This window comes from Kangiella sp. M94, from assembly GCF_054926195.1.
On record NZ_CM142903.1, the window covers coordinates 84,630 to 111,527 of the forward strand.

Consider the following 26,898-nt stretch of genomic DNA (forward strand, 5'->3'; position numbering starts at 1 on the left):
GTCAACCTCACTGCAAACTATCTTTTAAGATAGCGACGAATCGGTACGCATCTTCGAAAGAATTATATAAAGGTACTGGTGCTACGCGAATGACATTCGGATGACGGAAATCGCAAGTAACGCCTGCCGCTTCGATACGATCAAATACGGTTTTACCATCAAGGCCATGCAAGTTCACAGTTAAGGATAACTGGCAACCGGAAGCACTTTCATCGGCAGGGGTTAAGATATTAATTTCATCCGCCAGTTCTTGTGCTAATAAGTCTCGCAGATAACGAGTCAGCTTTAATGACTTTTCGCGTAGGGCGTGAATGCCACCCGCTTCTTTGACTGTGTCCAATGATGCGCGAATGGCAGCTAAAGACAGAATAGGGGGGTTGGATACTTGCCACGCTTCTGCGCTCTGCATTGGCACAAACCGATTTTCCATTCTAAAACGAGACTCTTTGTCGTGTCCCCACCAGCCAGCAAATCGAGGTAGCTCTAAATTGGCGTGATGCTTTTCATGCACGAAACAACCGGCCACAGAACCCGGACCAGAGTTTAAGTATTTATAAGAACACCAGGCTGCAAAGTCCACATCCCAGTCATGCAAGCTCATCGGAATGTTGCCGGTAGCATGAGCCAAATCGAAACCCACCATACAGCCCTTGGCATGACCAGCTGCGGTAATGGCTTTCATGTCCAGAACCTGCCCTGTGTAATACTGAACGCCGGGCAACATGATTAGCGCAATCTCGTCACCGTGCAGTTCAATCAGGTTGAGCAGGTCTTCAGTCCGTAAAGTCTCTTCGCCTTCGCGTGGTTTTGCCAGAAGCATAGATTGGTCAGGATCAAAACCATGGAATCGGATCTGTGATTCAACCGCATAATGATCCGAAGGGAAGGCATGATCTTCAATCAGGATTTTATTGCGCGTTTGAGTAGGGCGATAAAAGCTGACCATCATGAAGTGCAAGTTTGCTGTCAAAGAATTCATGCAAACCACTTCTGTGTTTTTAGCACCGACTAATTTAGCTGACTCTTCGGTTAAAAACTCATGGTAGGGCATCCACGGGAAGTCACCGGAAAAGTGACCTTTAACGCCCAGCTTTTGCCACTGGCTTAGCTCATAGTTCAAGTATTCCTGTGTGCGCTTTGGCTGTAAGCCAAGCGAGTTACCGCACAAATAAATTTCATCATCACCATTGTCTTGCTTAGGAATATGAAATTGTTCGCGCATATGCTTTAACGGATCCTGCTGATCGAGGTGTTGCGCATGCTCAAGTGAAAAAATAGTGCTCATAATGGTTTCTTCTTAATGCTTTATTGTTCTTGTTCTGAATGTGTTTCAGAACATTCAATTAATGGGTAAAGAATCGGGCGGCTTGGTGCAGCGTCTAATTCAAATGCGGGTATTTGCAGGTTTAAGCAATAGATGCCATCAGTAATATCGTCTGGCACAAATATCATTTCGGTAATGGTTCTATCGCAACGTGCGGTGTCCGTCAGCTGATGACTATCAGCTTCCAAGTTCCAGTAAATATGATGATTGGTGAGATGACCTTTATCATACATTTTGTCCACTGAGGGGAAGTCTACCAATAAGTGCTTTATAGGACTGTCTGCCAGCCACTGCATCGCTTCTTGTGTGAAGAATGGTGGCTGATTGGTATCATCGTACCGGTATGACTTTTTAACATCATGATTGGGAACACAGCGAACGACTAAGCTCTCAATATTATTTAGAGTGTCTTTTTTGATAGCCTGCTGCAGTTGTGCCGTATCAATGACTCGATCAGCATCTTCAAGAGTTGGTCGATAGCTATCGTTAGTGGCTTCTGCCAACTTTGGCTCAATGCTGATCACGCAGGCTACAGATAGGCTATTATTAAAAATGGCGCCGACCGAGACCTTTTGGTCGCTGATATGATGAATCGATTCAGTATGGGTGCCATTGCAATGGGGAACCAATTGAATCGAGTCAACATTACAGCTTCCGCCCTTGGTGGTGTCGCCAATAAAACTGCCTGCTTGTAGTGGCTGTCGCTTGGCGGTTTCGGCATCAAAATGATTAGGCTGTTTACCATCAAAGTTTAAAGCAATCGCTATTGAGTGCGGATGTTCTATATCCACCTGATAACGCTTGCCCATAAACTCTGTGATTAGATTGAAGTTGCTCATTTGAGGAAGCGCCCTTTATCCAGATTGAGCCACTCAAGAGCTGTACCATGCAGTAAGCGATCCGAAATCGCTTTATCGTAGTTCATGGACTCGATCAGTTTACCCGGCTCAAGCTCACCTAATGGGAATGGATAATCAGTACCGAGCGCAAGTTTCTGCGGGCCCATTAATTCAACCAGATATTCCAGCATCTTTGGGTCATGCACCAGGGTATCAAGATATATTTGTTCAAGATATTTGCGAGGATGATGATCATTATCAACACGCATTAAATCGGGGCGCACTTCATAAGCATGCTCAATCCGACCAAGAGTTGCAGGAAAACTCCCTCCGCCATGAGCAAACGCAACACGTAAGTTGGGTAAGCGTTCTAACACGCCACCAAAAATCATTGAGCATATGGCCAGAGAACTTTCCGCAGGCATACCCACCAGCCAAGGCATCCAGTATTTTTGCATTTTCTCTTTGCCGACCATATCCCATGGGTGAACAAAAACGGCTGCGCCCAGTTCTTCAGCTGCCGCAAAAACTTCAAACAGGTTTTCATCGTTGAGATTCCAGTCATTAACATGCGAACCAATTTGTACGCCAGCCAGCCCCAGCTCTTTAACGCAACGCTCCAGCTCCTGAATGGCCAATTTAGGTGACTGCATCGGCAAAGTGCCAAGACCCACAAAGCGAGTAGGGTAACGCTCGACCACTTCAGCGATGTGGTCATTAAGAAAGCGCGATAAATCCAGTGTGTCTTCTGGCTTGGCCCAGTAGTTGAACATGATCGGTACGGTGGACAACACCTGCACGTGAACTCCGTGATGATCGCAGTCTTTCATGCGCACTTCCGGTGACCAGCAATTATCCTGAACTTCGCGGAAAAATTTACCGTCAACCATCATCCGTGCACAGTCGCACTTATGATGTTCCAGTTGAACAAAACCACCATAGCCGTAACGCTCTTTTAGATCAGGCCAGTTCTTGGGCAGAATATGAGTATGAATATCAATCTTTAAATCAGACATAAATTAAAGATCCAGTTTGTTTTGTTTAGGCATGACCGTACCGCATTTATCGCAGGTACGGTGCTCTTCGCTTTCTAAAAAGCGCTCGAAGACCGGTAGAAAATCTTTTTCCACATTGGTCAGTTGAAAATATTCTTCGTACAGTTTGTTATCGCAGTTTTCACAAAACCACATCAAACCATCTTTTTCATGCTCCAGTCGTTTACGCTCAACAACCAGGCCAATAGAATTGTCAAAGCGAACCGGCGAGTGCGGAACTCTGGGTGGCAACAGGAAAATCTCCCCCGCTTTAATCGGGTAATCAACGCGCTCGCCATTTTGAATAGTGCGCAGTTCCATTTCGCCTTCCAGCTGATAGAAAAACTCGGGGCCTTCATCATAATGAAAATCGCGGCGACCATTAGGACCACCAACAACCATCACAATAAAATCGTCCTGCTCGAAAACCTGTTTATTGCAAACTGGAGGTTGCAATAAATGGCGGTTTTCATCAATCCACTTTTGAAAGTTAAAAGGCGGAACCGGGGTTAATGTTTTTTCACTCATAGTGGTTCTCCTTAATCATCGTAAATGGTAGCGATGCATTTCAGCTCAATCGCAATCGGCGTTGGTAAAGAGCTAATCTCAATAGTGGTACGACAAGGCTGATTATCGGCAAAATATTCTGCGTAGATTTTATTGTAGGTTTTGAAATCCTCTTTCATATTGGTTAAGAAGACTTGCACATCGACCAACTGATCCCAGCTGGATCCTGAGTCTTCCAAAATGGCGCGAACATTATCAAAGACACTCCGGCATTGAGTTTCAATACAATAATCAGTGATATTGCCTTCATCATCCAAAGTGACACCAGGAATCTCCTTGCTGCCCTTTTTACGCGGGCCAACCCCTGATAAAAACAACAAGTGACCAACACGACGTGCATGGGGATATAAACCGACAGGTTCAGGGGCCGTCGAAGAAACAAATTTCTGACTCATAGAAACCTCAATCAAATTAGCTAGCTGATTTACAATTCAATAAGTTACAGCTCAGATACGGAGCAAACGTCTTGAAAGGCAGTAAATCAGTTACAATAATTAATGGTACAGTTAAATGAAAATACTAGGAAAAACAGGCGCGCGCAATCGGCGCAAGAAAGGAATGCGTATTCAATCGAGAATCCACTTGCAACCACCTTGGTGGGCAAAGATGAATCCTGATGTTTTTTGATGTGGAAAATAATGCATGGGCTCTTTTATAGCGGAAAAGGCCTTCTCAGGCAAGGGTGCTCAATGATTAGGGGTAGGGGCAGGCCAATGTGCCTGCCCGAAAACATCAATCCCTGAAATTCTTAAACTGAAACGGCTGGCCTAAATCTGCCTGTTTCACCAACGCCATCACCTGCTGCAAGTCATCGCGTTTTTTACCGGTCACGCGCAGTTCCTCGCCTTGAATGGCGGCTTGAACTTTTAATTTAGAGTCTTTTATCAGTTTGACGATCTTCTTGGCAATATCCTTTTCAATACCTTGCTTGAAATTGGCAGTCTTGTAAAAGGTCTTACCGGAATGGGTCGCGTCATCGGTGATATCCAATGCATTGGTATCAATATCACGTTTCACGCAGGCCTTATAAAGAATATCGATCATTTGGTCGACCTGGAACTCGGCTTCCGCTGTAATCTTGATGCTCTCGCCGGTCTGCTCAAAACTCGCATCCACCCCGCGGAAATCAAATCGAGTCGATAGCTCACGGTTCGCATTATCAACGGTGTTAGTAATCTCGTGTTTATCCACTTCAGAGACAATATCAAAAGAAGGCATGGTTAATCCTATCTATCAAATAAAGAATAGCCGCTATTATAAGGCAAAATTATCCGCAGACCAGTTTTGCGGTATTAGTTTTCTTGCCCGTAGGCTGGTGATGCACCCAAGGAGCAGCTTCAACGAAGTGAGTGCCTACGTTTTAGACATAACTATAAAACATTGCTCTAAACGTAGGTTGGTGATGAGCGAAGCGAATCCCAACAATACATTTGATACTAGGCTCTGTTGGGATTCGCTTCGCTCATCACCAACCTACAAGAAAAATAATGTATAGATGAAAAGGTGTATTTGTGACCAGTTCTACAACAACAAGCAAGCCACGTCATTTACCTTGAACCAGCACAAGTGACTTTTGTCAGATAATTGTTAATAATCAGTCACACATAAATCATAAAACAGGGTGTAGGTTATGTCTTTCACACAACGAGCAAATCGTAAAACTATTATCAGCATACTGGTTAGCGCTGCTTTACTAAGCGCAGGCTGTCAGCAAGAAGAAGAAAAGCAAGAGAGTCAGGAAGTTGTCGAGCAGGAAGAAGTGACGGTTGATTCTGCCATCTCCAAGGAGCAGTCTACCAAGCAGCAGGAAGAAGCGACGCCTGGCATGCTGTTCGATAAAATTACCACGACTTTATTTGCCGCCCGACCAATGGACGCGACCATGTATGGTGTCAGTGAGGAGGTCGCTGGTGGCTATTATCAGGATAAATTACCCGATTACTCGCCTGCCGCCGAAAAGGCATTACGTCAGGGTTTGCGTCACTATGCTGATCAGCTGGCTACGCTGAAATCAGACACAATCCAGGGCGAGGAGAACCGTCAAGTGGTCATCGATCTGGCTCAATACTATTCAGGTGACAAGAAGTTTGATATTGGCTTCATTGATGGCTGGATGGGCCACTCGCCCTTTATCGTCAGTCAAATTAATGGCCCAGCCATTGATGTGCCTAACCTGCTGCAAAACAATCACCCGATTAAAAACGAGCAAAATGCCAAAGACTATATCGCCAGGCTGGAGCAGTTCGGCGACATGATTGAAAGCGTTAAGAGTAAAGTGCTTGCTGATGCTGAGCAAGGCTGGATACCGCCCAAGGTCATCATCAATGGTGCTCTTAATTTCCTTAACGGCTTTATCGCGGCAGAACCTGAGAAACATGCTCTGGTGACTAATTTACAGACCAAGCTGGATAAACTGGATATTCCAGAAAAGACCAAGGAAGAGATGATGTTTGATGCGGTCAGCATCACCAAAACTACCATCTATCCGGCCTATAAAAACCTGGCCATGGTGATGGAAGATTTACTAGAAACGGCACCCGAAGAGTCAGGCATCTGGGCGCAACCGAATGGCGCTGAGTTTTATCGTTACGCAGTCAGTGAGCTCGGCGATACGGATTTGACGCCGGAAGATGTACATCAGATTGGCCTTGATGAAGTGGAGCGGATCACTGCTGAAATGGATGCGATTCTACAATCGGAAGGTTACAAGGAAGGCACTGTTGGCCAGCGTATGGCAGCCTTGAATGACGAAGATCGATTCATTTACGAAGATTCAGATGAAGGCCGCCAGAAGTTATTGGACGACCTCAATGGCATGCTTGCTGACATCAATGAAGTGATGCCAACCCGCTTTGCAACCATTCCTCCCTATGACGTGGAAATTCGTCGCATACCGGTTGAGCGCCAGGACGGCGCGCCGGGCGGTCAATATACGCCACCACCGCTGGATGGATCTGAACCAGGTATTTACTGGATTAACCTCAAGGACATGAAAGCCAATCCGAAGTTTGATTTGAAGACGCTGACTTATCATGAAGCTAACCCTGGGCACCATTGGCAGATTGCTTTGAATATGGCGCAGGAAAGCCTGCCGCTGATTCGTCGAATCGCTCCGTACAATGCCTATGTGGAAGGCTGGGCTTTATACTCAGAGTTAGTGGCCTGGGAAATGGGCATGTATAAAGATGACCCTTATGGTGATCTGGGGCGCTTAAAGGCAGAACTGTTCCGCGCGGTGCGCTTAGTGGTTGATACCGGCTTGCACCATAAAAAATGGACTCGCGAACAGGCCATTCAGTATATGTCCGAAAAAACCGGCACGGCCCAATCCAGCGTTGTTTCAGAAATCGAGCGCTACATGGTATGGCCGGGGCAGGCTTTAGGATACAAACTCGGTATGCTGAATATTGTAGAGCAACGTGAAAAAGCTAAAGAAGAACTCGGTGAAGCATTCGATATTAAAGAGTTCCATGACCTCGTATTACTCGGTGGTGCTGTTCCAATGTCGGTGCTCAACGACAAAATTGATGCCTGGATTGAAAGCAAGAAACCGAAGTACTAAAGCGTGAGTAAGCGGATGGTAGGGGCGGCCCAATGTGGCCGCCTTTTTTTATTTGTTATCTCGCCGCTTTATGTAGCTTTTTGAGAAGTAGGCTGGTGATGAGCGTAGCGAATCCCAGCACTTTGGGCATGTTTGAAACGGTCTTGCTGGGATTCGCTACGCTCATCACCAGCCTACAAATATTATCCTGCGGACCATGCCGCAATCCCAAGGCAACACCCCAACGTATTGTCATTCCGGCCTACGAGCCGGAATCTGCTCTTTGTAATATTCTAAGCCACAGCAAATATGCCGATCTTGTGTAAGATATATCTCACAATTCATCATGCAATCGCTGAAAACACATCAAAAATCCAATGCAAATATGAAAATCAAAGGGTTACAAGATATTGCACCTTGTCAAGACTCTCGAAATTCATAATATAACTCCTGCTTATATGGAATAAGCGAACAATCAACAAGGAGTAAGTTTTATGAAAAAAAGTTACCTAAATACAAAAAAATGTGCAGTGTTGGGTGCAGTGGTTTCTGCGCTAACATTTGCCTCACTACCCACCATGGCATCTATGAATAACTCAAAAGGAATTGAATCATTAGCCAAAGAAGCCCAAAGCATTGTCCAGGGAAAAGTCATGAAAATTGACTACAAGGATTCTGTTGAAGGCATTCCTCATACGTTCGTAACCTACCAGATTGAAGATGATGTGCAGGGTCTGCAAAAAGGTCGTCAAGTAACGCTACGCTTTATTGGCGGCATCAAAAAAATCAGTGACACTCAGTACGATGTGCTTGAAGTGTCGAATGTTCCTGAGTTCAATGTTGGCGAAGAGAACATTTTAATGATTGCAGAGAAAAGCGATGGTCAATGCCCATTGGTTCGCTGTTCAGAAGGCTTCTTCAAAGTGAAAAGTGGCGAAGTATTTACTGAAAGCGGCAAACCCGTGCAAATCGGTAAGTCTGCTGAGCGTGCGCAGCGTCCGGTAGCTATGGATGATGAACAAGGCGAGATTGCCGGTAAGACTTTACCAGCGCAAGCTCAAGCAAAAGGTGCATCGGTACAGCAGTTCAAGAAAGTGGTTCAGTCTGCTATGAAAGGTAAGCCAGCTAAAGAAATCAAGAGCGCGAATATGGCTCAAAGATTCTCGGCGGCGATTCCTACCGCTATGCCAGCACCAGCTGTTCCAGCGCGAGCTAAGCAGTCCGCTCAAGACATCATCGATGATGTTGACCATCAATAATCACTACTTCACGGAGGAAGTACAATGAAGAAGTTAATTTTAATCTCTAGCGTAATCGCTGCATCGTTTTTAGGAATGGAAACTCAAGCAGCAACTTTGGATACATCATGTAATGGTGTATATAAAAAATGGAACACCAATAGCGTGACCTATCGCGCCAGCTCTGTGGGCTTCCCATCGGGCAATGATTACCGCACAGCATTAGGTCATGTCATTACTCAATTCAACAAAAACCCCAGTAAAATCCGTTTTTCCATGCAATATGGCGATACATCAGTAGGCATGAACAATGGGCAAAACGAAGTCTGGTGGTCAAGCAGCATCAGCGCACCAGCAGTTGCCTACACCTGGAGTTCATGTCGCTGGTTCTTTGGTTGGAGTAATAATATCTCTGAATCAGATATTGTGTTCAAGAACACTGTAAACTATACACCGGGTGTTGAGTACGGTATTCGTGCACGTGCTGAGAATTTAATCCCTTATGGCGGTGCATCACGTCCGTTTAAAACCACAGCTTTGCATGAGTTTGGTCATGGCGCAGGCTTAGGTCATGAAAATGGTCGCTACAGCATCATGGGCCAGGATTGGGACCACATTCATCGTAACTACGTCTATGCTTTAGCCTACATGGGCGAAGATGCGAACTATGGTCTGCGTCAGCTGTACGGTAACAATGCCGGCAATGTCCAGGACGTCGGTTTAGTCCATTGGAAATACAGTGGCGCAAGTGGTGCTTACAGCTCGCACATTCGCACTAAGCTGTACAACACATCTGGCGTAGAACTGCCATACAGCTTTGTTAATGGCGAACGTCGCTACAACGTCAGCAAGGGCCAGCAAGTGCGCATGGAGTTAACCTACGAAAATAATGGTGAATCAGGTCAGGCACCAACGATTTACTACTATGTTTCAACCAATAACTTCATCAGCACCGCTGATACTCTGATTGCAAGCACCTCATTTGCATTGCAGCCAGAAGGTAGCGTCTATACTTCAACCAGAACGGTAACCATTCCATCGACGTTGAACTCAGGCCAGAACTACTTCTTAGGTGGCTTGTTAGATCCAAACAACACCATCGCTGAAGTAGAAGAAAGCAACAACGCAACCTACATTCCGATTCGCGTGAATTAATTATCGAAAAGTAGGTAGGGGCGGCCCAATGTGCCCGCCCAATATTTTTTATAAAGAAGGGCAGACACACAGGTCTGCCCCTACCAAAAAAATCAACGATCCGTAACAGGATTGATACCAACTTCATGTTTTGTTATTCCGGCCTCCGAGCCGGAATCTGCTTTTGGTTGTAGGCCTGAATGACTAGCTTTAGGGTATACACCTAACCAAATATACCGTCATCCCGCGGTTTAACCGCGGGATCCAGTGACTTTCAAGGGAGATCAGATCGGAGGCCGGAATGACAAGCCAGAGTGCTTGCTACCGATACTTCACACACACATTCTTTGCTTCAGTGAAGAATCTCAAAGCTTCCAATCCACCTTCGCGGCCAACGCCTGAGCTTTTTACCCCACCAAAAGGTGTACGCAAATCACGCAGTAACCAGCAGTTGATCCAGACGATGCCGGCTTCGATTTCTTTGGCGACGCGGTGCGCACGTTTCAGATCGTTGGTCCAGACACTCGAAGCCAAACCATATTCAGTACCGTTAGCGAGCATAATCGCTTCGTCGTCGGTATCAAATGGCATGATGGTGCAGACTGGGCCAAAAATTTCTTCTTGGTTCGTACGGCAATGATTGGTTAAGCCGTCGATAACGGTTGGCTCAACAAAGTAACCATTTTCGCAACGGCCTTTTAAAGTTACCTGATTGCCGCCAGTTAACACGGTGCCGCCTTCTTCCTGCGCCAGTTCAATGTAGGAGAGTACTTTTTCCATGTGCGCTTTGGAAACCAGCGCTCCATGTTGGGTGTCAGCTTCTAGCGGATCGCCAATCTTGATTTGTTTTACTTTCTCAATGAAAGCTTGCTTAAACTTATCGTAAATGGAGCGCTCAATATAAATTCGCGAACCACATAAACAAATCTGTCCCTGATTCGAAAAGGCTGCGCGTACTACATTCTCGACCGTATCTTCAAAGTCGCAATCGGCAAATACCAAAGTTGGGTTTTTACCACCCAATTCCAGCGATAATTTCTTGAACATACCCGCGGTGACTTTGGTAATTTGTGCGCCAGTTGCGGTGCCGCCGGTAAAGCTAATCGCCTTGATTTTAGGGTGGGTAGTCAATGGGCCACCGATACTCGGGCCTGTGCCGTGCAGAATATTAAGCACACCATCAGGCAAGCCAGCTTCAACGCACAGCTTAGAAAATAGGAAGGCAGTCATTGGCGTGATTTCTGATGGCTTGGCAATGACTGCGTTACCGCTCGCCAATGCTGGTGCGATTTTCCAGGTGAATAAATAGAGCGGTAGATTCCAGGGAGAGATACAACCGACCACGCCAATCGGATCGCGCAGCGTATAGTTAATGGCGACATCTTCCATGGCATGGCTTTCGCTGGAGAACTGAGTAATGGCGTGCGCAAAAAAGCGGATGTTAGCCGAGGCGCGATAAATATCAACATTCTTGGCCAGCGTAATCGGCTTGCCGTTATCAATGGCTTCGGCTTGCGCCAACATGTCCGCATTGGCGTCGATGATATCCGCCAGATGACACAAAATTTCAGCGCGTTTCTCAAGCGGAGTATTGGCCCAGCCTTTCTGCGCATGTTCAGCGGCAACAACTGCCTGCTCTAAATCATGCTCATCCGAGTTAGGGATTTTGCTATAAACCTGCCCAGTGGCCGGTTCAACATTATCAATGTATTGACCGGCAAACGGATCGAGCAATTGGCCATTAACGTAGTTCTTGATGATTTGCATAGTGGTTCTCTAGTGCTGATTACAGACAGCTGGTGCGTCCGCCATCTACCGGTAAATTAATACCCGTAATATAAGCCGCCGCGGGCGAAGCTAAAAACGCTACCGCATTAGCAAACTCTTCCGGCTCACCGAAACGACGCATCGGAATGATCGACTTTTCTTCCTCTTCCATCTCCTCGATGGAAACGCCTTGCTTATTCGCCTTGTTTTGAATAATGGCTTCCAAACGCACCGTGTTAGTCGCACCCGGCAATACATTATTGACCGTGATATTAAACTGGCCCAGCTCATTAGCTAACGTCTTTGCCCAGTTGGCTACCGCACCGCGGACTGTGTTCGACACGCCCAGACCATGCAAAGGTTGCTTAACCGAAGTCGAAATCACATTGATGATACGCCCATAAGATGCTTCTTTCATACCCGGCAACAACAACTTCATCAATTCATGATTACAGATCAAATGCTGGTTGAAAGCCGCCAGAAAATCATCCGTTTCCGCGGCGTTAGCAGGGCCCGGCGCAGGACCGCCCGTATTATTAACCAGAATCTCAACCAATTGACCATGCTTTAAAAACTCAGCCACCGTCGCCTTAACCTGCTCAGGATAAGCAAAATCCGCTACCAGAACCGCATGCTTCTGACCTTTGGACTTATCCAGTCCATCGCGCACCGCCTCAAGCTTCGCCTTATTCCGCGCCAAAAGAATCACCGACGCACCCTGCGACGCCAACTGCTCCGCAATCGCCTTACCCATGCCCTGACTCGAACCACAGACCAAAGCACTTTTACCCGTTAAATCTAAATTCATCATAGGAAATCATCGAATTCTGTAAAAAGAAGCATTTAAGCATATTTCGGGAGGGATTTTAATCGGTTTGGTGCGCAAGAGGTTTGGTGGTAGATTATCAATGAATAGAGCTAATCAAGATAAAAGAGTAAATAATGAGAACAATTTCAATTCAAGTTCAGCCAGATAAAGTGCCAAACCTTGAACTTGAGAAGATAAATCAGTTATTCAAAGAAATAAAAAAGAATACTTTGGTTGAAAGAGCATATTTTGACGAAGGGAATGATCAAGGGCGTTATATGAACTTTAACTACGATTCAAATGATGTTCAGTCCCTTTGGGCAGAAATACAAGATGTACTATACAAAAGCGAATCAATAAGTAAGGACTTGTTTCAGTGCTCAATGGTTATGTGTTCTGGTGAGAATGGCTGGGATGACTACAAGCTTTTACATCACTTCGATTCAACCGTTGCATTAGATGATTTTAGGTAACGTAGGGTGCGTCGTGACGCACCATTTATTAATTTATTAAAAAACTATTGAGCTAAAAAAATCCCGCATTGCTGCGGGATTTTTTTATGGCTTTAAAGTAATGCTTTTCTTACTGCACTCAAGGTTAACTCTAGTTCTTTTTCGCCATGGGCTGCGGAGACGAAGCCTGCTTCGAACGCGGACGGTGCCAGGTAGATGTGTTGGTCTAGCATGGCGTGGTAGAACTTTTTGAAGCGTTCTAGATCGCCGTTGGCGACTTGCTGGTAGCTGGTGACGGTTTCGGCGTCGTTGAAGAAGAAGCCGAACATGGAGCCGACATGATTGGTGGTGAATGGGATGCTTGCTTCGTGGGCTATCGCGCGCATCCCGTCTGCCAGTTGTTCGGTGTAGTCGAACAGTGGCTGGTAAAAGCCTGGTTTGGATAGCTCGTTCAAGGCGGCAAGGCCTGCGGCCATGGCCACTGGGTTGCCTGATAAAGTGCCTGCCTGATAGACGGGGCCAAGTGGTGCCAGCTGTTCGAAGATTTCTTTTTTACCACCAAAGGCACCGACTGGCATACCGCCGCCGATGACTTTGCCTAAACAGGTCATGTCGGGTTTGATGTTGTAATAACCTTGCGCGCCATCCACGCCCATTCTGAAGCCGGTCATGACTTCATCGAAAATCAATACGGCACCATGTCGGTCACACAGTTCGCGCAGTCCTTCGAGGAATCCCGGAACTGGCGGAATACAGTTCATGTTACCGGCGATGGGTTCGACGATAATACAGGCGACGTCATCGCCAAATTCTGACAATAGCGCTTTGACGCTATCAAGGTTATTAAACTCGGCCGTTAAGGTGTGCTTGGCAAAATCTGCTGGCACGCCCGGTGAAGTCGGCTCACCAAGGGTTAATGCGCCAGAACCTGCTTTTACCAACAGGCAGTCGGCGTGGCCGTGGTAACAGCCTTCAAACTTGATGATTTTGTCGCGACGGGTGTAACCACGCGCCAGACGAATCGCGCTCATGGTCGCTTCGGTACCCGAGTTAACCATGCGCACCATTTCAATCGATGGAATCAATTCGCAGATCTTGTCTGCCATTTCGACTTCCACTTCGGTGGGCGCGCCGTAGCTCAAACCTTTTTCAGCCGCTTTAATCACAGCTTCTAAAATCGCCGGGTGATTGTGGCCAAGAATCATTGGCCCCCATGAGCCAACGTAATCGATGTAATGTTTATTGTCGACTGAGGTGAAGTATGCACCGTTCGCAGACTTGAAGAAAATCGGAGTGCCACCAACGCCGTTGAAAGCACGAACAGGAGAGTTGACGCCACCAGGAATGTGCTGCTTGGCGCGATTAAATAATTGATCTGATGTGGTCATAAAAATTCCGATAATTGGGTATAAAAATTGAGGTACGAATTAAAGCTTGTTCGAGTGCCAGCTGACCGGAGCTTCGTGTTGACTGAGCTTGTCTTCAACGCCCAGCACTAACGCGAACAAGGCCATGCGCACTTTGACGCCGAAATAGGCCTGGCGAAAGATTGCCAGATTAGGATTATCATTCATGTCATCGCTCAGCTCATTGGCTTCCGGACGCGAGTCGCGTGGTAGCGGATGCATGATGATGGTGTTCGGGTCGCAGAGTTTTTCATAAAGCGATTGGTTGAGGCGGTATTTGCCGCGATAGAGATCCGCTTCGCGTTGCGTTTCGAAGCGCTCTTCCTGAATGCGTGTCTGGTAAATAACGTCTTGGGTATGCAGGCCCTCTTCAAGGCTGTCGGTGATGGTGACGCGATGGCTGTGCTTGTCGCACACCGCCAATACTTTTTCTGGCATGGCCAGTGCATTGGGCGCGACAAAGGTGAAGTCCACATTGGGGAAGACACACAACAATTGGGTCAGCGAGTGCACCGTGCGACCGTTTTTCAAGTCGCCCATCATGGCGATGCGCAGCTTTTCGGTGCCTTTATGAATGCGGTTCAGCTCATTGAAGATGGTGTAGATATCGAGCAGGGCTTGGGTAGGGTGTTCATTCGGGCCGTCACCGCCATTAATCACCGGGATTTTGCTGCCTGCGGCAAATTCTGCTACTGACCCCGCTTGTGGATGGCGCATCGCCACTACGTCTGCATAAGTTGCTAGCACTTGAGCCGTATCGTACAGAGATTCGCCTTTTGCTAACGAGGAAGTGGACATGCCGACCGTTTCGCGGACATGACCGCCAAGCAGGTTAAAGGCAGTGCCAAAACTGATGCGGGTGCGGGTGCTGGGTTCGAAGAACATATTGGCAAGCACCGCGCCATCAAGAACGCGGCAGCTTTTCTCGCGAGCCACATAAGGGTGCATTAAATCAGCAACTTGAAGGATTCGCTCAACCGCTTCGCGGTCTAATTGATCAATGGAGAGAATATGTTGGCCTTGAAAAACCATGCGTGCACCCAAATGTTTGTTATGACTTTTAAGTTGGCGCAATTCTAACATGAAGTTAGCCAATTGGTGTATTTTTGCGCCTCGCAGACCCAATTAAAGGCCTATAACTCCCTGTTTATGCGCCATTTTCTGGCGCTTCATCTAGTAATTGCGCACAAAATGCTTACAATGTGGGCCTGAAAAGCCCATATAGACACAGATTCGAGAGGTTTAGCTGGTGGAATATAGAAAATACCGTTGCCTGGTGTGTGACTTTGTTTATGACGAAGAACTAGGCTGGGAAGAAGACGGCATCGCGCCCGGAACTCGCTGGGAAGATGTGCCAGAAGACTGGTACTGCCCGGACTGCGGCGTCGGCAAAGAAGATTTTGAGTTAATGACTGACGAGTTCAAGAAAAGTCTTTAAGCGATAGATTTTGTTAAGAAGCCTCCGACTGGAGGCTTTTTTGTTTAGTAGCCAGCGTTAGCGCCAATAATCATGAGTATGACTGCCATTAATAGCACTATCGATGAAATAGTAACACCTAGTATTGGAAGTAGCTTTTTATAACCTTTCTGTACCAGAGCCCCAATACCAATGCCAATAGCCGCCAAACTTAGAACCATAAAAAAGATTAAGAATAAGCCAGTAACTATCGCTAAGGTAGATTCTGGGTCAATGCCACCATAGGTGTTGGCTTCGGCTACACCTGCAATGATGAAGCAAATAATTAAACCGAACGGCGCAATTAACCCCAAGACAAATGTTGTGATACCCAAGCCAGAATGTTTTAGTTGTTCCATGTTTTTACTCTCTTATTTTTGATGAAGTGACTAAGAGTAATTAAGTCGTTGAGAAATGGCAAGTTGATATAGAGGGGGCGATGTAGGCTGAGCTCTAAAACTAGGGCAACCACATTGGGTTGCCCCTACCAACAAATAAAACCTTACTCAACTCCATGTCATTCACCACAGGCATTCCTTATTAGTCACCCGCGAAGGCGGGAATCCATAGCTCTTGTAGGGTGTGCCTTAGCACACCTTAATATTAGACAGAACTTTCTTAGTGAGTTTCAATCTGAAGGTTTAATGTAAAAATACAATTAATACAAAGGAACCTATTCATGGAAAAAACAAAAATAGCATTAATCATTGTTCTACTGTTGATTGTCTCTGCTTTGTTGGTAGTAACTGTGTTTAGTAGGGAAAATTCTGAGGCAGTTATCTCTGCTAAACAAGTTGAAGATGAGGAGGCTTACTCGCAGCTCGAATCCATAAAACCTGATAGCCAAGACGTTACTATTGAAAAACAAATTGATGAAAGTGATGTTACGAAGGTTGAAGATATAGCCGACGATTCTATAAACGCACCCAATGAAGAATCTCCACCTTCAGGAGTGGACATTAAGACTGACCATGAGCAAGTGGCAGAGCAGTTTGAAAATGAAGAGGAGGATTACCACTGGTCTGGATATTGGCAAAATGAATTGCAAACTATTGTACTATTTGTTGGAGCAAAAGCTTTTGTAGAAAACGCTGAAGTTGAGTGTAAATCATCCACCTGCGAAGTCTCGGTTGAGCTTAGTGTTAAAGGGCCACAGAATACGGTTGAAGCGGTAGGCGCCTTGTCTGATGAGTTTGCCCAGAGGGAGTTGAAGTTTGTACCAGCGTCAATTGATCCTGAGAGTGGGGAGATTGTGTTTTATACCCAGCCAGGGGATATACCTGAATAGGTTTGTTGGGCGAGATGTCGGTGCGCTCAAAACTTTAAACACCTACAGGCCTGGGTAGGGGCGGGCCAATGTGCCCGCCCAGAGATATAGAACCAGAGCAACCACACTGGGTTGCCCCTACCCAAATGTGTGCGTAGGGACAAGTCATGACTTGTCCGTACAGAAACAGCCAGTTTAATTCAAACGACTCAACTGCTTATCATGCCATTTGCTCAAGGTGAGCAATGCAATAATAGCGCCGAGTAAACACCACCACATGTCGGACTGGGTATCCCAGACGTAGCCTTGGGTGCCGAGGAATGATTCGGCGGCTTCGTCGGAGAGTAGGGCGACCCACCATTCAATCAGTTCGTAGAAGGCGCTGAAGCCGAGGCAGAAGCTGATGATGAAGAAGGTACGCCATTTGGCGTTGTTGAAGACGTTGAGACGGATGGTGATTTCGCGAGCAATCATGGCGGGGACGAAGCCTTGCACAAAGTGCCCTAGTTTGTCGTAGTTGTTGCGCTCCCAGCCGAACCATTGTTTCATGTCGTCGAACAGCGGCACTTCAGCATAAGTGTAGTGGCCGCCGACGATTAAAATGAGGCTGTGAATTAATATTAATATATACAGCATTGGCGTCAGTGGGAAACGTTTGTAGGTCATGCCCAGCGCTATAAAGCCAAGTACTGCGGGAGCGACTTCCAGCCCCCAGGTTGGATAATCTTTTGGGCCTATCCCTGACCAGATTAATACGGCCATGAAAATGGCAATCCAGATGCTGATAGCTACTTTATTATTTTGCATGGCCGTTTCGTTCCTTAATCGTCTTTCTTGTCTTCGGTGTTGGTATCGAAGTCTTTTGCGTCATGGCGTTCGTGCAATTGCTCATGTGGCTCACCCCAGGTGCGATTGACCATGCGACCACGTTTGACCGCATCACGTCCCGCTATTTCTTTCGCCCAACGCATTACATGCTTATAGGTGTCGGCCTGCAAAAACTCTGCCGCTTCATAGACTTCGCCTAGTAGCAGACAGCCGTACCAGGGCCAAATCGCCATATCGGCAATGGTGTATTCATCGCCACAAATGTATTGGTTGTTGGCCAGACGCTTATCCAGAACATCCAGTTGGCGCTTGGTTTCCATGGTGAATCGGTCAATACAGTATTCAAGTTTGATGGGTGCGTATTTAAAGAAATGACCAAAGCCACCGCCGACATAGGGTGCGCTACCCACTTGCCAGAATAACCAGGACAACAATTCAGCGCGTTGCTCAGGCTTGCTCGGCAGAAAGGCATCAAATTTTTCAGCCAGATATAACAGAATAGCGCCTGACTCGAAAATACGAGTCGCTGGGTTGGTGCTGTTATCGACCATGGCCGGAATTTTTGAATTAGGATTAACCTGCACAAAGCCGCTACTGAACTGATCACCTTCGCTGATATCGATAAGATAGGCATCGTATTCTGCTTCTTTGATGCCTTTAGCTAACAACTCTTCCAGCAGAATGGTCACTTTAACGCCATTGGGTGTCGCCAAAGAATACAACTGTAGTGGGTGTTTACCTACTGGCAAATCTTTAGCGTGAGTGGGGCCAGAGATGGGACGATTTATCTTGGCAAATTTACCGCCGCCATCCTTCTCCCATTGCCAGACTTTGGGTGGGGTATAGTCGGAAGTATTACTCATATGCTTCTCCTGACATCATTATTTTTGAATAAATCTAAAGCTAGCATAATGCCATCGTCATATCATTAACACCATCAAGGCTATGAAATAATGGATATGCGTGCTGGTCATGGTATAAAAGTATAAAAATATGGAATAAATTCGTTAACTCCTCGTTAAACCACTGAGAACGACAACAAGAGGGCAAGGTCATTGTCGCAGGAATTGATTGATTACAGTCGAAAGGCCCTGATTTTTGCGGTGCAATTATTGGGTAGCCAGAGTGATGCTGAGGATGTGGTGCAGGCCAGTGTAGAAAAGGCTCTGGCGCATCCAAAGGCACCCAAAGGAGGTATCGATTTACAGAAATGGCTTTACCGTGTTGTGCGTAATGCAGCGATCGATCGGATTCGGCAATTGTCGCGAGAAGATGAGCTGGATACTGAGCAGCAAAGTTCGCCGACTCAGTCGCCGGAAAGACATCTTGAGCAACTGCAAATTAAAACGCGACTGATGACAGCCTTGAATGCTTTGCCTTTGATGCAGAGAGAGTTGATTGTGTTGCGCGATTATCATGGTAATAGCTATGAGGATATTGCGGAAATATTAGCGATTCCGGCTGGCACTGTGATGTCGAGACTGCATCGGGCACGAATGGCATTGCGAGAACTTTTGAAAAACGAATTGAATGAGGTGAATCATGAATCTGTGTGATAAAACCCAGGAATTAATCAGCGGTTATATCGATCATGAGTTGAACCAACAGGATCGACAAAGAGTGCGTGTGCATATTGAATCATGCGACCAATGCCGAGCTGTGTATGACGATTTATTGGCGATTAAGCAGGAGATGGGTAATTTACAATACCCGGAATGCGAGGAGGCACAATTGGACAAAATTATTAAGGAGCCAGTAGCCAACGGTATGGCGTTAGTGGGCTGGATTATTTTAATTATCGGCTTTGTCGGTTTTATGGTGTGGCAACTATTTACCTTCTACACCGAACCGTCAGTTCCATTCTGGGTAAAAGCGGGTGTCTTTTTGATAGAAGCTGGTGTGCTGTTATTATTGGGTAGTGTGTTACGCCAACGAATTATTGCCCTTAAAACAGACAAATATAAGAACGTTAAATTTTAATAGAAGGAATAAAACAATGAGCGATATTGAAGTCTATACAGTGGAGCAAGTACCTGGCCATAAGGTTAGTAAAGTAATCGGTTTGGTGCGTGGTAATTCCGTGCGTACACGCCATGTGGGCAAAGATATTCTGGCAGGCTTACGTAACCTGGTTGGTGGTGAAGTGCATGAATACACCAAGCTGATGGCGGAAAGCCGAGAGCAGGCTATTGACCGCATGTGTGACGAAGCCAGAATGCTCGGTGCAAACGCTGTCGTCGGCGTGCGTTTCGAAACCTCCATGATCGCGAGCATGGCTGCTGAGTTGTTAGCCTTTGGCACAGCGGTGGTGATGGAAAAGGAATAAATTTAAATTCATAAAAAAGGAATCTTCATGAAAGTGTTTAAATTAGTATTCGTGCTGGGACTGCTGGTATTTGCACAAAAGAGTTTGACTAACGATAAATACCTGGTCCTTAAAGGCAAGATTTTGAGTCTAGAAAATACTGGTTTGTCAAAGATGAATTGTGATGTAAGCCTTTGCATGAATTATTACTTTCGCTACAACATAAAGGTTACCGATAGCCTACAAAGTAATCTTCAAAAGGAGATTAAAGCAGTAAGTTATCAGCATTCAGCGGAGTATTATTATGGATCAAAAGAATATCTATTTGTTTTGACTCCAATTAATAATGAGCAGACTATAAGACTTCTTGGAGCGAGCTATTATATTGAGGAAAAAGCGGGAAAGACGTCCGAATTTTGTTTGCAAAAGTCATTTAAGGATTATGCTGGATATGCTTTTGAAAAGAGAGCTTCATCAGAAAAGTGTATTACAGATGAAATTGTATTTAGGGACATGAAATACCTTATGCTTCGTGAGGCTGAGAATAAAGTAATTGAGTTTCTGGAGGCGGAGAAAACGTTACTCGAATTTGAAGTTCTATCGATGGATAAACAAGGGAAACTTTATTATGCGGAAGAGGAAGAGCCTACCACTTGCACGAAGGAAGAGCGAAATAGTTACGATGTAGATAAAATAATGCAATGCTATTCTTGGGAAGATAATGATGTAGCTGTCTTGGAGTTCAAAATAAAGAGAGGAAGTTCATCTCAGGTTGTGTTGCTGATCAACAATGAATTAGAAAGGCTGCCATTTACAAATATAAAATCAGATATTGTAGTTGAGACCAAAGATGATATTGAGACAGTGCGCTGGACCTATGAGATTTTATAAAACTGTAACAAATTAAGGAAATACCACTCTAACTTACATCAGTTCATTGTATGTAAAGGACATTGACTAAATTTTCATTGGCTTTTATGCATACTGAATCCATCCTTGAATAATGGTGTGAGTTAGATGAAAAATGTTTTAATTTTTATTATCACCGTGCTGGTCGTCGCTGGACTGGCTTTTGTGATGATGCGAGCTCAATCTGCAAGCCTGTCCAAGCAACCCTTTGTTAATAAAGAAAAACCTGAAAACCTTGAGCAGGATATGCCAGCGACCAAGCATGTGGATACCATTGTGCTGGGCGAGGGTTGTTTCTGGGGTGCTGAGAAGCGTTTGGAAGCGCTACCAGGTGTTATCGATGCCGAAGTGGGTTATGCCGATGGGCGTGGCCATCCGGCGACTTATGCTGAAATCACCAAATCCAAACATAAGCTCAATCCAGATAATTATGCGGAAGTGGTTAAAGTGACTTTTAATCCGCAACAAATCAGTCTTGAAACCATTATCAAAGATTATTTCGAGTCTCATGATCCGACTCAATTAAATCGTCAGGGAAACGATGTCGGAACTCAATACCGTTCCACCATTTTGATCAATAGTCCTGAGCAGGAAAAAATTGCCAATCGTTTAAAAGACGAGTTTCAGGAACTTATGAGCAAAGCCGGTTACGGCAAGATTGTTACCGTGATCAAGCCGCTTGATAAATTTCACCCAGCAGAAGATTATCATCAGGATTACTTGCGCAAAAATCCGAATGGATATTGCCCTGACTTTTCCACCGGTGTGACTTTTGACGGCAAGCAGGAGCTTGATGAAGTCGATAACAGCACCTTGTTAAGCGGCAAGCAGATTGTGATTGTCGATTCGCAGGACTATTGCCCTTATTGCGAGAAATTCAAAAAGGATGTGGCTAATGATTATCAGGGCACCATTCCGATGACGTTCCGCTATGCTTCTCAACTGGATGGATTGGAAGTGACGACACCAACCTGGGCAACACCGACCATCCTGTTTATTGAAAATGGCAAAGAGGCTTTAGGCTATCAGGGCTATTTATCAGCCAAAGAATTCTACAAAGCGCTGGGCTACTTCAAGCTAGGTGATTCGGAGGCTTTCAATGTGGCGTTTCAGAAAGGCACCGATGGACGTTTCTGTAAGCAATATGAAATTTTCAAAGATACACCGGACGGTGTTTTTGTCGATAAGCTGAGTGGGCAGCCATTGTTTGATACCCGCGATAGATTTAACTCAGGAACAGGCTGGTTATCATTCACCAAGCCGGTTGACGGCGCTGTAACCTATCATGAAGATAACAGCATGGGCATGCAGCGCACCGAACTTCGCTCTGCTTCGACAGGCATTCATTTGGGGCATGTGTTCGATGATGGCCCTAATGGCAAGCAACGTTATTGCATCAACGCCACAGTCTTGGAGTTTGTGCCCAGAGAGAAGTTGTAATAGCTGTTAACAGAATTGGTCATAATTACGCAGGATTTTGTCCGATAAATTAGGTAGTATCATTCCATCAACTGGGGAATGGCACTATCTAAATGAACAATATCAAACAGTTTGTGCATGAGTTCTGGGTCTTTGGCTTGAAGCAGGCCTATGCCTGTATGTTCGGTGGCTTCTTGCTGGGGGTGATGCTGATCACCAAGTACTGGTATCCGATTGATGGTCTGCACCGCTACGACTTTATTTTCCTGGCCGCAATTTTGTTCCAAGTTTTTATGTTGTTGTTTAAGCTGGAAACCTGGAAAGAGGCCTTGGTTATCATCGTCTTCCACCTTGTCGCAACGGTGATGGAGTTATTTAAGACTTCCGATGCCATTCAGTCCTGGCACTATCCTGAAGAATTTATCTTTGGTATCGCCAATGTGCCATTATTTACTGGCTTTATGTACAGTGCGGTAGGCAGCTATCTGGCACGCGTCTGGCGTATCTTCGATTTCCGTTACAGTAATTATCCACCCAAATGGACAACGGTTATTTTAGTCACCGCTGTCTATATTAACTTCTTTACTCACCATTATTGGTATGACTTACGTTGGGTGATTTTGGTAGTCACTTTTTATCTGTTCTTCAGTACCCAGATTCATTTCAAGGTGATTAAAACCCACCGCAAAATGCCATTGCTGTTTGGCTGGTTTCTGGTCGCGCTCTTTATCTGGTTCGCTGAGAATATTGCTACTTACGCCAACATCTGGCTTTACCCCAACCAAAAAGAAGCCTGGCAAATGGTACCTCTTGCTAAGCTGTCTTCGTGGTATTTATTAATGTTGCTGAGTTTTGTATTGGTGACTTTGGTTAATCGAATTAAATTGCCGATGCAAATGCCTGGAACTAAAAAGGCTTCACAATCGCCAGAATCAGAGCTCCCAGCAGAATCAGAACCGGTAACTCGTTAAAGACTCGGAAATAGGTTTGGCTTTTGTTGCAGCTGCCGTCGGCAAATTGCTTTTGGTACATGCCGCAGATGAAGTGATAAATAATTAATAAAACGATTAGTGTCATCTTGGCGTGGAACCAGCCTGAGTTCATGTAGTAGCTCCAATTGTAGGAGGCGAGCCACAGGCCAAAGATAACGGTCAAGACCATGAAAGGTGTGATAAAGCGATACAGCTTACGCGCCATAATATTAAGCTGATTAAAAGCACCGTCATTTTCAGTCATCGCCAGATTGACGAAAATTCGCGGTAAATAAAAAATGCCGGCAAACCAGGCAACCATAAAAAAGATATGAAAAGTTTTAATCCACAACATGCGTTTCGCCTTATGGTTTTTTTGAGTAGACGTATTGGTCAGTAATCATATCGCGGGTGATAACACCATAAATACGCTCTTGTCCGTCGTGTGTGATCCGGTACACATAAGCCGCTGACATTTTCGCCTGTTCCATCTTGTCGAAAGTCTCTTCAAGCGTCGCCTGTAGCGTGATCGATACCAGGTTCTGACGATTAGCCGGTATTTTTAGCAGATTAATGACTTTACGTTTTTGTTCGGCGTCAGGTTTTGGCGTTTCTTCACGCTGCTTTTCTTCGCGCTCCATCATATAGCGAACCAGATCGCTGGCGACCATCATGGATGTCACATGCTCATCTTCCATAACCAGAACCCAGCGCGGTTTGTCTTTGAGTGCAACTTCGATTTCGTCCGGTGTGGAGCGGAAGTTAAGTGTTGCAATGCTGCGTGACATAACGCCAGCTACACCAATACTGCGCAGTACCTGTTTGATTGGACTGACGCGCAAGTCGAGGCCGCGGTCGGTCATCTGAGTTTCCCAGAACGACTGTTGCTTGAACAGCTGGGTCACAACCAGGTTGCCGATTACGATAGAAAACATGCCCGGGAAAATAATATTCGGGTTATTGGTCAGTTCCAATAAAGCCATCAAGGCAGCCAGCGGCGCTTGTAGTACTGCGCCCATTACAGTTGCCATGCCAATCATGGCATAGAATCCTTCGAAGCTAGCTTGGTCGGGGAATAGTTCGCCACCGATATTGCCCATGACGCCACCGAGCATAGCGCCCATAAACAGGGCTGGGCCGATGACCCCACCGGGCAATGACAATCCCGAACAGATGATGGTTGCTATCAGCTTACCGACTAACGCCAGGGCTAAAATTGTTAATGCTAGTTCTCCTTGCAAGGCGCCATTAACCGAGTCGTAACCAATCCCCATGACCTGAGGAATACCAATGGCAATGATGCCAACACTGGTACCGGCGACGGTGGTTTTGAGCCATACAGGCCATTCTCGCGAAATCTGTCTGACTTTGCGGGTAGCCATGATAAAGATGCTGGCGAAGACTCCCCCGGCAAAACCCACCAGTAGAAAATAGGGCATTTCCCACAGCGATTGAATGTCCAACTTGGAAGGTACATCAAACGAGGCACCGTCACCAAACACCAGGCGAGTTAAAATGGCACCGGCCACAGAGGCCAGAATAATCGGAATAAAGCTTGCAACCGCGTATTCCATGATGATGATTTCCATGGCGAAAATCACCCCGGCCAGCGGTGTGTTAAAGTTCGCAGAGATGGCGGCAGCACAACCACAACCAACCAGAATACGGGTGCTGTTGTTGGGTAGTTTCAGTTTTTGCCCAACCCAGCTGGCTGAGGCGGAGCCTAGGTGAATGCCAGGCCCCTCACGACCAACCGATTGGCCCGAAGCAATCGTCAGTCCACCCAAAATAAATTGTACAAAAGCGTTTTGTGGCGGTAAGTGGCCCTGGTGATAACTCATACGCTCCAATACATGGGATACTCCGACTTGACGATGTTCAGGTTTCAGTTTCTGTAACAGCAAACCTACTATCAGGCCGCCAATGGTAGGCAATAATAATCGATACAACCAGTCCATAGTTTCGTAATCGGTGTTGCTATTGGGGTCGGTTGCCCAGAGAACCAGCGAGCTTTCGGTGAAGAGTCGAAACAGGATGTTCGAACCACCGGCCAGGAGTCCACAAATTAATCCAATAACCGCCATCAGGGCTAATGCGTCAAAGCCCCCAAGTCGTAATCGTAAGCGGTCGATCAGTGTCATTGGCGTTGTGAGTTTGTGATAAGTTTTGTTCCCTGCGATGAATTATTTTGCTTTAATCGCAATGTATCGTCGCTTCGGCGTTAGCTAAAAAAATTAGCCATTGTATTCAATTAGTTACATAATAAGAAAATGCAGCCTTAAGAACAAACGATTTCAACGATTTATGACTAAAGATTCCCATCAGCCTGATTATATTATCCGTAAACGTCGCACAACCAGTTGGTATTGGGTTTGGGCGACTATCATCCTTATTCTGTTATTGGGTGCTTTAGCTCTTGGTTACTGGCTTAGTGAGCGCCAATATCGGAGCTTTGGCTCTGCTAATGAGCGCCTCGTTAATATACGAACACAGCTGGAAGAGGCAAATAACAGCAAGATTCATTGGCAGCAACAATATCAAGTTGAACATCAGGTTACGGCTGCGCTGAAAAAAGACATACAAAAGCTAAATACTCAGATTCATAATCTGGAAAAAGAAAAACAGGCTTTTTTACGTATATTCGATCCCAATGCTGTAGAAAGTGGCTTGCAAATCGCTAGCTTTATATGGGAATCTGTTGCAGGGAACGCGAATCAATTTAATTTTAGATTAATGTTGATTCAAGCGGGTCAACAGCAAAGAGATGTTTCTGGTTCGTTCAAAATTCTGTTGGTAGGTAAAGAAAACGGCAAAGAAAAAAGTTACAGTTTGCAGGAGCTAGAAGCGCTTTCTCAGCAAGAGACTCAATTCAAGTTCCGCTATGTTTCAAGCCATAGAGGAACATTTAATATTCCGGAAGGTTTTGAACCTGAGCTGGTTCGGGTTCAAGCAACATCTTCTGGTCGTGGTGGTGAAACTATATTGCAGGATTTTCCATGGCAAGTTGTTTTACAACAGCAAATTCCGAATGAGAATGAGGTAGAGAACGAGAATGTGGGGTAATAAAAGTAAATCACATAATGTAGATACACTGATAGCAGAAGGAACCAGCATCAAAGGTGACCTGACTTTTGAGGGCGCTTTGTTTGTCGATGGAGTGATAGAAGGTGATATTCATGGTACTAATCAAGAGCAGTCCGTTTTATCGGTGGGCGTTCATGGTAGAGTTGAAGGTAATATTGAAGCACCCTTCGTCATTATTTTCGGTCAAGTGGATGGCGATGTGCGTGTGTCGCAAAAAGTCCAGTTAAAACCCGGGGCAAAAGTGAACGGCGACTTATACTATAAAATAATTGAAATGAATGCTGGTGCTACCGTCAATGGTAAAATGGTTAATGTTGGTCAACCGCATGCACTTGAGCATAAGCCTGATCGCAGCGAAGTCGTTTCAGAGGCGAAAGTCAGCAAGGAGCAATCGGATGATAAAAAGTCTAAAGATGAGACCATGCAGTCGGATGATAATAGCGCTGTAAGAGCCTGATTGTAACGCCTGGTTCGAGTAGGGCGGCTGTTATGTAAAATTGAGACGTCTATCCTTCGGAAGGCGTCTTTTTTATGGGTTCTCAATTTCTT

The 26,898-nt window shown here is 45.7% G+C and carries 29 protein-coding genes; 14 read left to right on the forward strand and 15 right to left on the reverse strand.

Features of this window, described 5'->3' with window-relative positions; all coding sequences use genetic code 11:
* Positions 1-7 precede the first annotated feature (7 nt).
* The 6 genes from kynU to ACYTXU_RS00425 form a co-directional block, all read right to left on the reverse strand.
* Positions 8-1,285, reverse strand: coding sequence for a kynureninase (gene kynU / locus ACYTXU_RS00400; RefSeq protein ID WP_462207540.1), 1,278 nt, complete (start codon positions 1,283-1,285; stop codon positions 8-10).
* A 20-nt stretch (positions 1,286-1,305) separates the two neighbouring features.
* Positions 1,306-2,163: a cyclase family protein gene (locus ACYTXU_RS00405; RefSeq protein WP_462207541.1), complete on the reverse strand. Its 858-nt coding sequence runs from the start codon at positions 2,161-2,163 to the stop codon at positions 1,306-1,308.
* Complete coding sequence (locus tag ACYTXU_RS00410; protein ID WP_462207543.1) at positions 2,160-3,179, reverse strand: amidohydrolase family protein; 1,020 nt, start codon at positions 3,177-3,179, stop codon at positions 2,160-2,162. The genes ACYTXU_RS00405 and ACYTXU_RS00410 overlap by 4 nt, the downstream gene beginning before the upstream one ends.
* A 3-nt stretch (positions 3,180-3,182) precedes the next feature.
* Positions 3,183-3,725: a 3-hydroxyanthranilate 3,4-dioxygenase gene (locus tag ACYTXU_RS00415; protein WP_462207545.1), complete on the reverse strand. Its 543-nt coding sequence runs from the start codon at positions 3,723-3,725 to the stop codon at positions 3,183-3,185.
* Positions 3,726-3,736: 11 nt separating this feature from the next.
* On the reverse strand, positions 3,737-4,159 hold the full coding sequence (locus ACYTXU_RS00420) for a RidA family protein (protein WP_462207547.1): 423 nt from the start codon (positions 4,157-4,159) through the stop codon (positions 3,737-3,739).
* Between the two features lie 337 nt (positions 4,160-4,496).
* The gene (locus tag ACYTXU_RS00425; RefSeq protein WP_462207549.1) at positions 4,497-4,982 is read right to left on the reverse strand and encodes a YajQ family cyclic di-GMP-binding protein; all 486 of its coding nucleotides are present in this window, start codon (positions 4,980-4,982) and stop codon (positions 4,497-4,499) included.
* 412 nt (positions 4,983-5,394) lie between these two features.
* Here ACYTXU_RS00425 and ACYTXU_RS00430 point away from each other — a divergent pair, with 412 nt between their 5' ends.
* The 3 genes from ACYTXU_RS00430 (at position 5,395) to ACYTXU_RS00440 (ending at position 9,698) form a co-directional block, all read left to right on the forward strand.
* Positions 5,395-7,326, forward strand: a complete 1,932-nt coding sequence (locus tag ACYTXU_RS00430) for a DUF885 domain-containing protein (RefSeq protein WP_462207550.1) — start codon at positions 5,395-5,397, stop codon at positions 7,324-7,326.
* Positions 7,327-7,799: 473 nt separating this feature from the next.
* Positions 7,800-8,564, forward strand: coding sequence for a hypothetical protein (locus tag ACYTXU_RS00435; RefSeq protein ID WP_462207552.1), 765 nt, complete (start codon positions 7,800-7,802; stop codon positions 8,562-8,564).
* Between the two features lie 24 nt (positions 8,565-8,588).
* Positions 8,589-9,698, forward strand: a complete 1,110-nt coding sequence (locus tag ACYTXU_RS00440) for a zinc metalloprotease (RefSeq protein ID WP_462207553.1) — start codon at positions 8,589-8,591, stop codon at positions 9,696-9,698.
* 300 nt (positions 9,699-9,998) lie between these two features.
* Here the strand turns inward: ACYTXU_RS00440 and ACYTXU_RS00445 are convergent, their stop codons facing one another.
* Together ACYTXU_RS00445 and ACYTXU_RS00450 are read right to left on the reverse strand one after the other, a co-directional pair.
* Positions 9,999-11,444 (reverse strand): aldehyde dehydrogenase, encoded by a 1,446-nt coding sequence (locus ACYTXU_RS00445; protein ID WP_462207554.1) that lies wholly within the window; start codon positions 11,442-11,444, stop codon positions 9,999-10,001.
* A 19-nt stretch (positions 11,445-11,463) separates the two neighbouring features.
* Positions 11,464-12,252, reverse strand: coding sequence for an SDR family oxidoreductase (locus ACYTXU_RS00450; protein ID WP_462209445.1), 789 nt, complete (start codon positions 12,250-12,252; stop codon positions 11,464-11,466).
* 134 nt (positions 12,253-12,386) lie between these two features.
* On the opposite strand from ACYTXU_RS00450, the gene ACYTXU_RS00455 reads away from it, so the two are divergent.
* Positions 12,387-12,725 carry a hypothetical protein gene (locus ACYTXU_RS00455; RefSeq protein ID WP_462207556.1) on the forward strand — a complete coding sequence of 113 codons (339 nt, stop codon included), beginning with the start codon at positions 12,387-12,389 and terminating at the stop codon, positions 12,723-12,725.
* Between the two features lie 92 nt (positions 12,726-12,817).
* On the opposite strand, the gene hemL is transcribed toward ACYTXU_RS00455, so the two are convergent.
* Together hemL and ACYTXU_RS00465 are read right to left on the reverse strand one after the other, a co-directional pair.
* Positions 12,818-14,092, reverse strand: coding sequence for a glutamate-1-semialdehyde 2,1-aminomutase (gene hemL, locus ACYTXU_RS00460; RefSeq protein ID WP_462207557.1), 1,275 nt, complete (start codon positions 14,090-14,092; stop codon positions 12,818-12,820).
* Positions 14,093-14,131: 39 nt separating this feature from the next.
* On the reverse strand, positions 14,132-15,193 hold the full coding sequence (locus tag ACYTXU_RS00465) for an aspartate carbamoyltransferase (protein WP_462207559.1): 1,062 nt from the start codon (positions 15,191-15,193) through the stop codon (positions 14,132-14,134).
* 166 nt (positions 15,194-15,359) lie between these two features.
* On the opposite strand from ACYTXU_RS00465, the gene ACYTXU_RS00470 reads away from it, so the two are divergent.
* Positions 15,360-15,548 carry a rubredoxin gene (locus ACYTXU_RS00470; RefSeq protein WP_012800329.1) on the forward strand — a complete coding sequence of 63 codons (189 nt, stop codon included), beginning with the start codon at positions 15,360-15,362 and terminating at the stop codon, positions 15,546-15,548.
* Positions 15,549-15,592: 44 nt separating this feature from the next.
* Here the strand turns inward: ACYTXU_RS00470 and ACYTXU_RS00475 are convergent, their stop codons facing one another.
* A complete protein-coding gene (locus ACYTXU_RS00475; RefSeq protein WP_462207561.1) occupies positions 15,593-15,925 on the reverse strand; it encodes a hypothetical protein in 333 nt (110 codons plus the stop codon).
* Between the two features lie 320 nt (positions 15,926-16,245).
* Here ACYTXU_RS00475 and ACYTXU_RS00480 point away from each other — a divergent pair, with 320 nt between their 5' ends.
* Positions 16,246-16,854 (forward strand): hypothetical protein, encoded by a 609-nt coding sequence (locus ACYTXU_RS00480; protein WP_462207562.1) that lies wholly within the window; start codon positions 16,246-16,248, stop codon positions 16,852-16,854.
* 174 nt (positions 16,855-17,028) lie between these two features.
* On the opposite strand, the gene ACYTXU_RS00485 is transcribed toward ACYTXU_RS00480, so the two are convergent.
* Together ACYTXU_RS00485 and yghU are read right to left on the reverse strand one after the other, a co-directional pair.
* Positions 17,029-17,640 carry a DUF2238 domain-containing protein gene (locus ACYTXU_RS00485; RefSeq protein ID WP_462207564.1) on the reverse strand — a complete coding sequence of 204 codons (612 nt, stop codon included), beginning with the start codon at positions 17,638-17,640 and terminating at the stop codon, positions 17,029-17,031.
* Positions 17,641-17,654: 14 nt separating this feature from the next.
* Positions 17,655-18,524, reverse strand: coding sequence for a glutathione-dependent disulfide-bond oxidoreductase (gene yghU / locus ACYTXU_RS00490; RefSeq protein WP_462207565.1), 870 nt, complete (start codon positions 18,522-18,524; stop codon positions 17,655-17,657).
* Between the two features lie 192 nt (positions 18,525-18,716).
* On the opposite strand from yghU, the gene ACYTXU_RS00495 reads away from it, so the two are divergent.
* The 6 genes from ACYTXU_RS00495 (at position 18,717) to ACYTXU_RS00520 (ending at position 23,265) form a co-directional block, all read left to right on the forward strand.
* A complete protein-coding gene (locus ACYTXU_RS00495) occupies positions 18,717-19,217 on the forward strand; it encodes an RNA polymerase sigma factor (protein WP_462207567.1) in 501 nt (166 codons plus the stop codon).
* Positions 19,204-19,641: an anti-sigma factor family protein gene (locus ACYTXU_RS00500; RefSeq protein ID WP_462207569.1), complete on the forward strand. Its 438-nt coding sequence runs from the start codon at positions 19,204-19,206 to the stop codon at positions 19,639-19,641. The genes ACYTXU_RS00495 and ACYTXU_RS00500 overlap by 14 nt, the downstream gene beginning before the upstream one ends.
* Before the next feature lie 16 nt (positions 19,642-19,657).
* On the forward strand, positions 19,658-19,987 hold the full coding sequence (locus tag ACYTXU_RS00505; protein ID WP_290623555.1) for a YbjQ family protein: 330 nt from the start codon (positions 19,658-19,660) through the stop codon (positions 19,985-19,987).
* Positions 19,988-20,014: 27 nt separating this feature from the next.
* The gene (locus tag ACYTXU_RS00510) at positions 20,015-20,857 is read left to right on the forward strand and encodes a hypothetical protein (RefSeq protein WP_462207571.1); all 843 of its coding nucleotides are present in this window, start codon (positions 20,015-20,017) and stop codon (positions 20,855-20,857) included.
* 126 nt (positions 20,858-20,983) lie between these two features.
* Positions 20,984-22,315: a peptide-methionine (S)-S-oxide reductase MsrA gene (gene msrA / locus ACYTXU_RS00515; protein ID WP_462207572.1), complete on the forward strand. Its 1,332-nt coding sequence runs from the start codon at positions 20,984-20,986 to the stop codon at positions 22,313-22,315.
* A 92-nt stretch (positions 22,316-22,407) separates the two neighbouring features.
* Positions 22,408-23,265 (forward strand): DUF817 domain-containing protein, encoded by an 858-nt coding sequence (locus ACYTXU_RS00520; RefSeq protein ID WP_462207574.1) that lies wholly within the window; start codon positions 22,408-22,410, stop codon positions 23,263-23,265.
* Here ACYTXU_RS00520 and ACYTXU_RS00525 read toward each other — a convergent pair.
* Positions 23,201-23,620 (reverse strand): CopD family protein, encoded by a 420-nt coding sequence (locus tag ACYTXU_RS00525; RefSeq protein ID WP_462207576.1) that lies wholly within the window; start codon positions 23,618-23,620, stop codon positions 23,201-23,203. The genes ACYTXU_RS00520 and ACYTXU_RS00525 overlap by 65 nt on opposite strands.
* 10 nt (positions 23,621-23,630) lie before the next feature.
* Complete coding sequence (locus ACYTXU_RS00530; protein ID WP_462207578.1) at positions 23,631-25,406, reverse strand: chloride channel protein; 1,776 nt, start codon at positions 25,404-25,406, stop codon at positions 23,631-23,633.
* Positions 25,407-25,569: 163 nt separating this feature from the next.
* Between ACYTXU_RS00530 and ACYTXU_RS00535 the strand changes: the two genes are divergently transcribed.
* Together ACYTXU_RS00535 and ACYTXU_RS00540 are read left to right on the forward strand one after the other, a co-directional pair.
* Positions 25,570-26,328 (forward strand): DUF6776 family protein, encoded by a 759-nt coding sequence (locus ACYTXU_RS00535; RefSeq protein WP_462207580.1) that lies wholly within the window; start codon positions 25,570-25,572, stop codon positions 26,326-26,328.
* Positions 26,318-26,806, forward strand: coding sequence for a bactofilin family protein (locus tag ACYTXU_RS00540; RefSeq protein ID WP_462207581.1), 489 nt, complete (start codon positions 26,318-26,320; stop codon positions 26,804-26,806). The genes ACYTXU_RS00535 and ACYTXU_RS00540 overlap by 11 nt, the downstream gene beginning before the upstream one ends.
* Positions 26,807-26,898 lie beyond the last annotated feature (92 nt).

Excerpts from the sequence above, each read along its gene's own strand:
- ACYTXU_RS00540 (WP_462207581.1), top strand. The coding sequence starts at position 26,318 with ATGTGGGGTAATAAAAGTAAATCACATAATGTAGATACACTGATAGCA.
- ACYTXU_RS00450 (WP_462209445.1), bottom strand. The coding sequence starts at position 12,252 with ATGAATTTAGATTTAACGGGTAAAAGTGCTTTGGTCTGTGGTTCGAGT.
- ACYTXU_RS00465 (WP_462207559.1), bottom strand. The coding sequence starts at position 15,193 with ATGTTAGAATTGCGCCAACTTAAAAGTCATAACAAACATTTGGGTGCA.
- ACYTXU_RS00415 (WP_462207545.1), bottom strand. The coding sequence starts at position 3,725 with ATGAGTGAAAAAACATTAACCCCGGTTCCGCCTTTTAACTTTCAAAAG.
- ACYTXU_RS00510 (WP_462207571.1), top strand. The coding sequence starts at position 20,015 with ATGAAAGTGTTTAAATTAGTATTCGTGCTGGGACTGCTGGTATTTGCA.
- yghU (WP_462207565.1), bottom strand. The coding sequence starts at position 18,524 with ATGAGTAATACTTCCGACTATACCCCACCCAAAGTCTGGCAATGGGAG.
- ACYTXU_RS00445 (WP_462207554.1), bottom strand. The coding sequence starts at position 11,444 with ATGCAAATCATCAAGAACTACGTTAATGGCCAATTGCTCGATCCGTTT.
- ACYTXU_RS00435 (WP_462207552.1), top strand. The coding sequence starts at position 7,800 with ATGAAAAAAAGTTACCTAAATACAAAAAAATGTGCAGTGTTGGGTGCA.
- ACYTXU_RS00530 (WP_462207578.1), bottom strand. The coding sequence starts at position 25,406 with ATGACACTGATCGACCGCTTACGATTACGACTTGGGGGCTTTGACGCA.
- ACYTXU_RS00525 (WP_462207576.1), bottom strand. The coding sequence starts at position 23,620 with ATGTTGTGGATTAAAACTTTTCATATCTTTTTTATGGTTGCCTGGTTT.
- ACYTXU_RS00440 (WP_462207553.1), top strand. The coding sequence starts at position 8,589 with ATGAAGAAGTTAATTTTAATCTCTAGCGTAATCGCTGCATCGTTTTTA.
- ACYTXU_RS00480 (WP_462207562.1), top strand. The coding sequence starts at position 16,246 with ATGGAAAAAACAAAAATAGCATTAATCATTGTTCTACTGTTGATTGTC.
- ACYTXU_RS00505 (WP_290623555.1), top strand. The coding sequence starts at position 19,658 with ATGAGCGATATTGAAGTCTATACAGTGGAGCAAGTACCTGGCCATAAG.
- hemL (WP_462207557.1), bottom strand. The coding sequence starts at position 14,092 with ATGACCACATCAGATCAATTATTTAATCGCGCCAAGCAGCACATTCCT.
- ACYTXU_RS00535 (WP_462207580.1), top strand. The coding sequence starts at position 25,570 with ATGACTAAAGATTCCCATCAGCCTGATTATATTATCCGTAAACGTCGC.
- ACYTXU_RS00520 (WP_462207574.1), top strand. The coding sequence starts at position 22,408 with ATGAACAATATCAAACAGTTTGTGCATGAGTTCTGGGTCTTTGGCTTG.
- ACYTXU_RS00475 (WP_462207561.1), bottom strand. The coding sequence starts at position 15,925 with ATGGAACAACTAAAACATTCTGGCTTGGGTATCACAACATTTGTCTTG.
- msrA (WP_462207572.1), top strand. The coding sequence starts at position 20,984 with ATGAAAAATGTTTTAATTTTTATTATCACCGTGCTGGTCGTCGCTGGA.
- ACYTXU_RS00500 (WP_462207569.1), top strand. The coding sequence starts at position 19,204 with ATGAATCTGTGTGATAAAACCCAGGAATTAATCAGCGGTTATATCGAT.
- kynU (WP_462207540.1), bottom strand. The coding sequence starts at position 1,285 with ATGAGCACTATTTTTTCACTTGAGCATGCGCAACACCTCGATCAGCAG.
- ACYTXU_RS00410 (WP_462207543.1), bottom strand. The coding sequence starts at position 3,179 with ATGTCTGATTTAAAGATTGATATTCATACTCATATTCTGCCCAAGAAC.
- ACYTXU_RS00485 (WP_462207564.1), bottom strand. The coding sequence starts at position 17,640 with ATGCAAAATAATAAAGTAGCTATCAGCATCTGGATTGCCATTTTCATG.
- ACYTXU_RS00455 (WP_462207556.1), top strand. The coding sequence starts at position 12,387 with ATGAGAACAATTTCAATTCAAGTTCAGCCAGATAAAGTGCCAAACCTT.
- ACYTXU_RS00405 (WP_462207541.1), bottom strand. The coding sequence starts at position 2,163 with ATGAGCAACTTCAATCTAATCACAGAGTTTATGGGCAAGCGTTATCAG.
- ACYTXU_RS00420 (WP_462207547.1), bottom strand. The coding sequence starts at position 4,159 with ATGAGTCAGAAATTTGTTTCTTCGACGGCCCCTGAACCTGTCGGTTTA.
- ACYTXU_RS00425 (WP_462207549.1), bottom strand. The coding sequence starts at position 4,982 with ATGCCTTCTTTTGATATTGTCTCTGAAGTGGATAAACACGAGATTACT.
- ACYTXU_RS00430 (WP_462207550.1), top strand. The coding sequence starts at position 5,395 with ATGTCTTTCACACAACGAGCAAATCGTAAAACTATTATCAGCATACTG.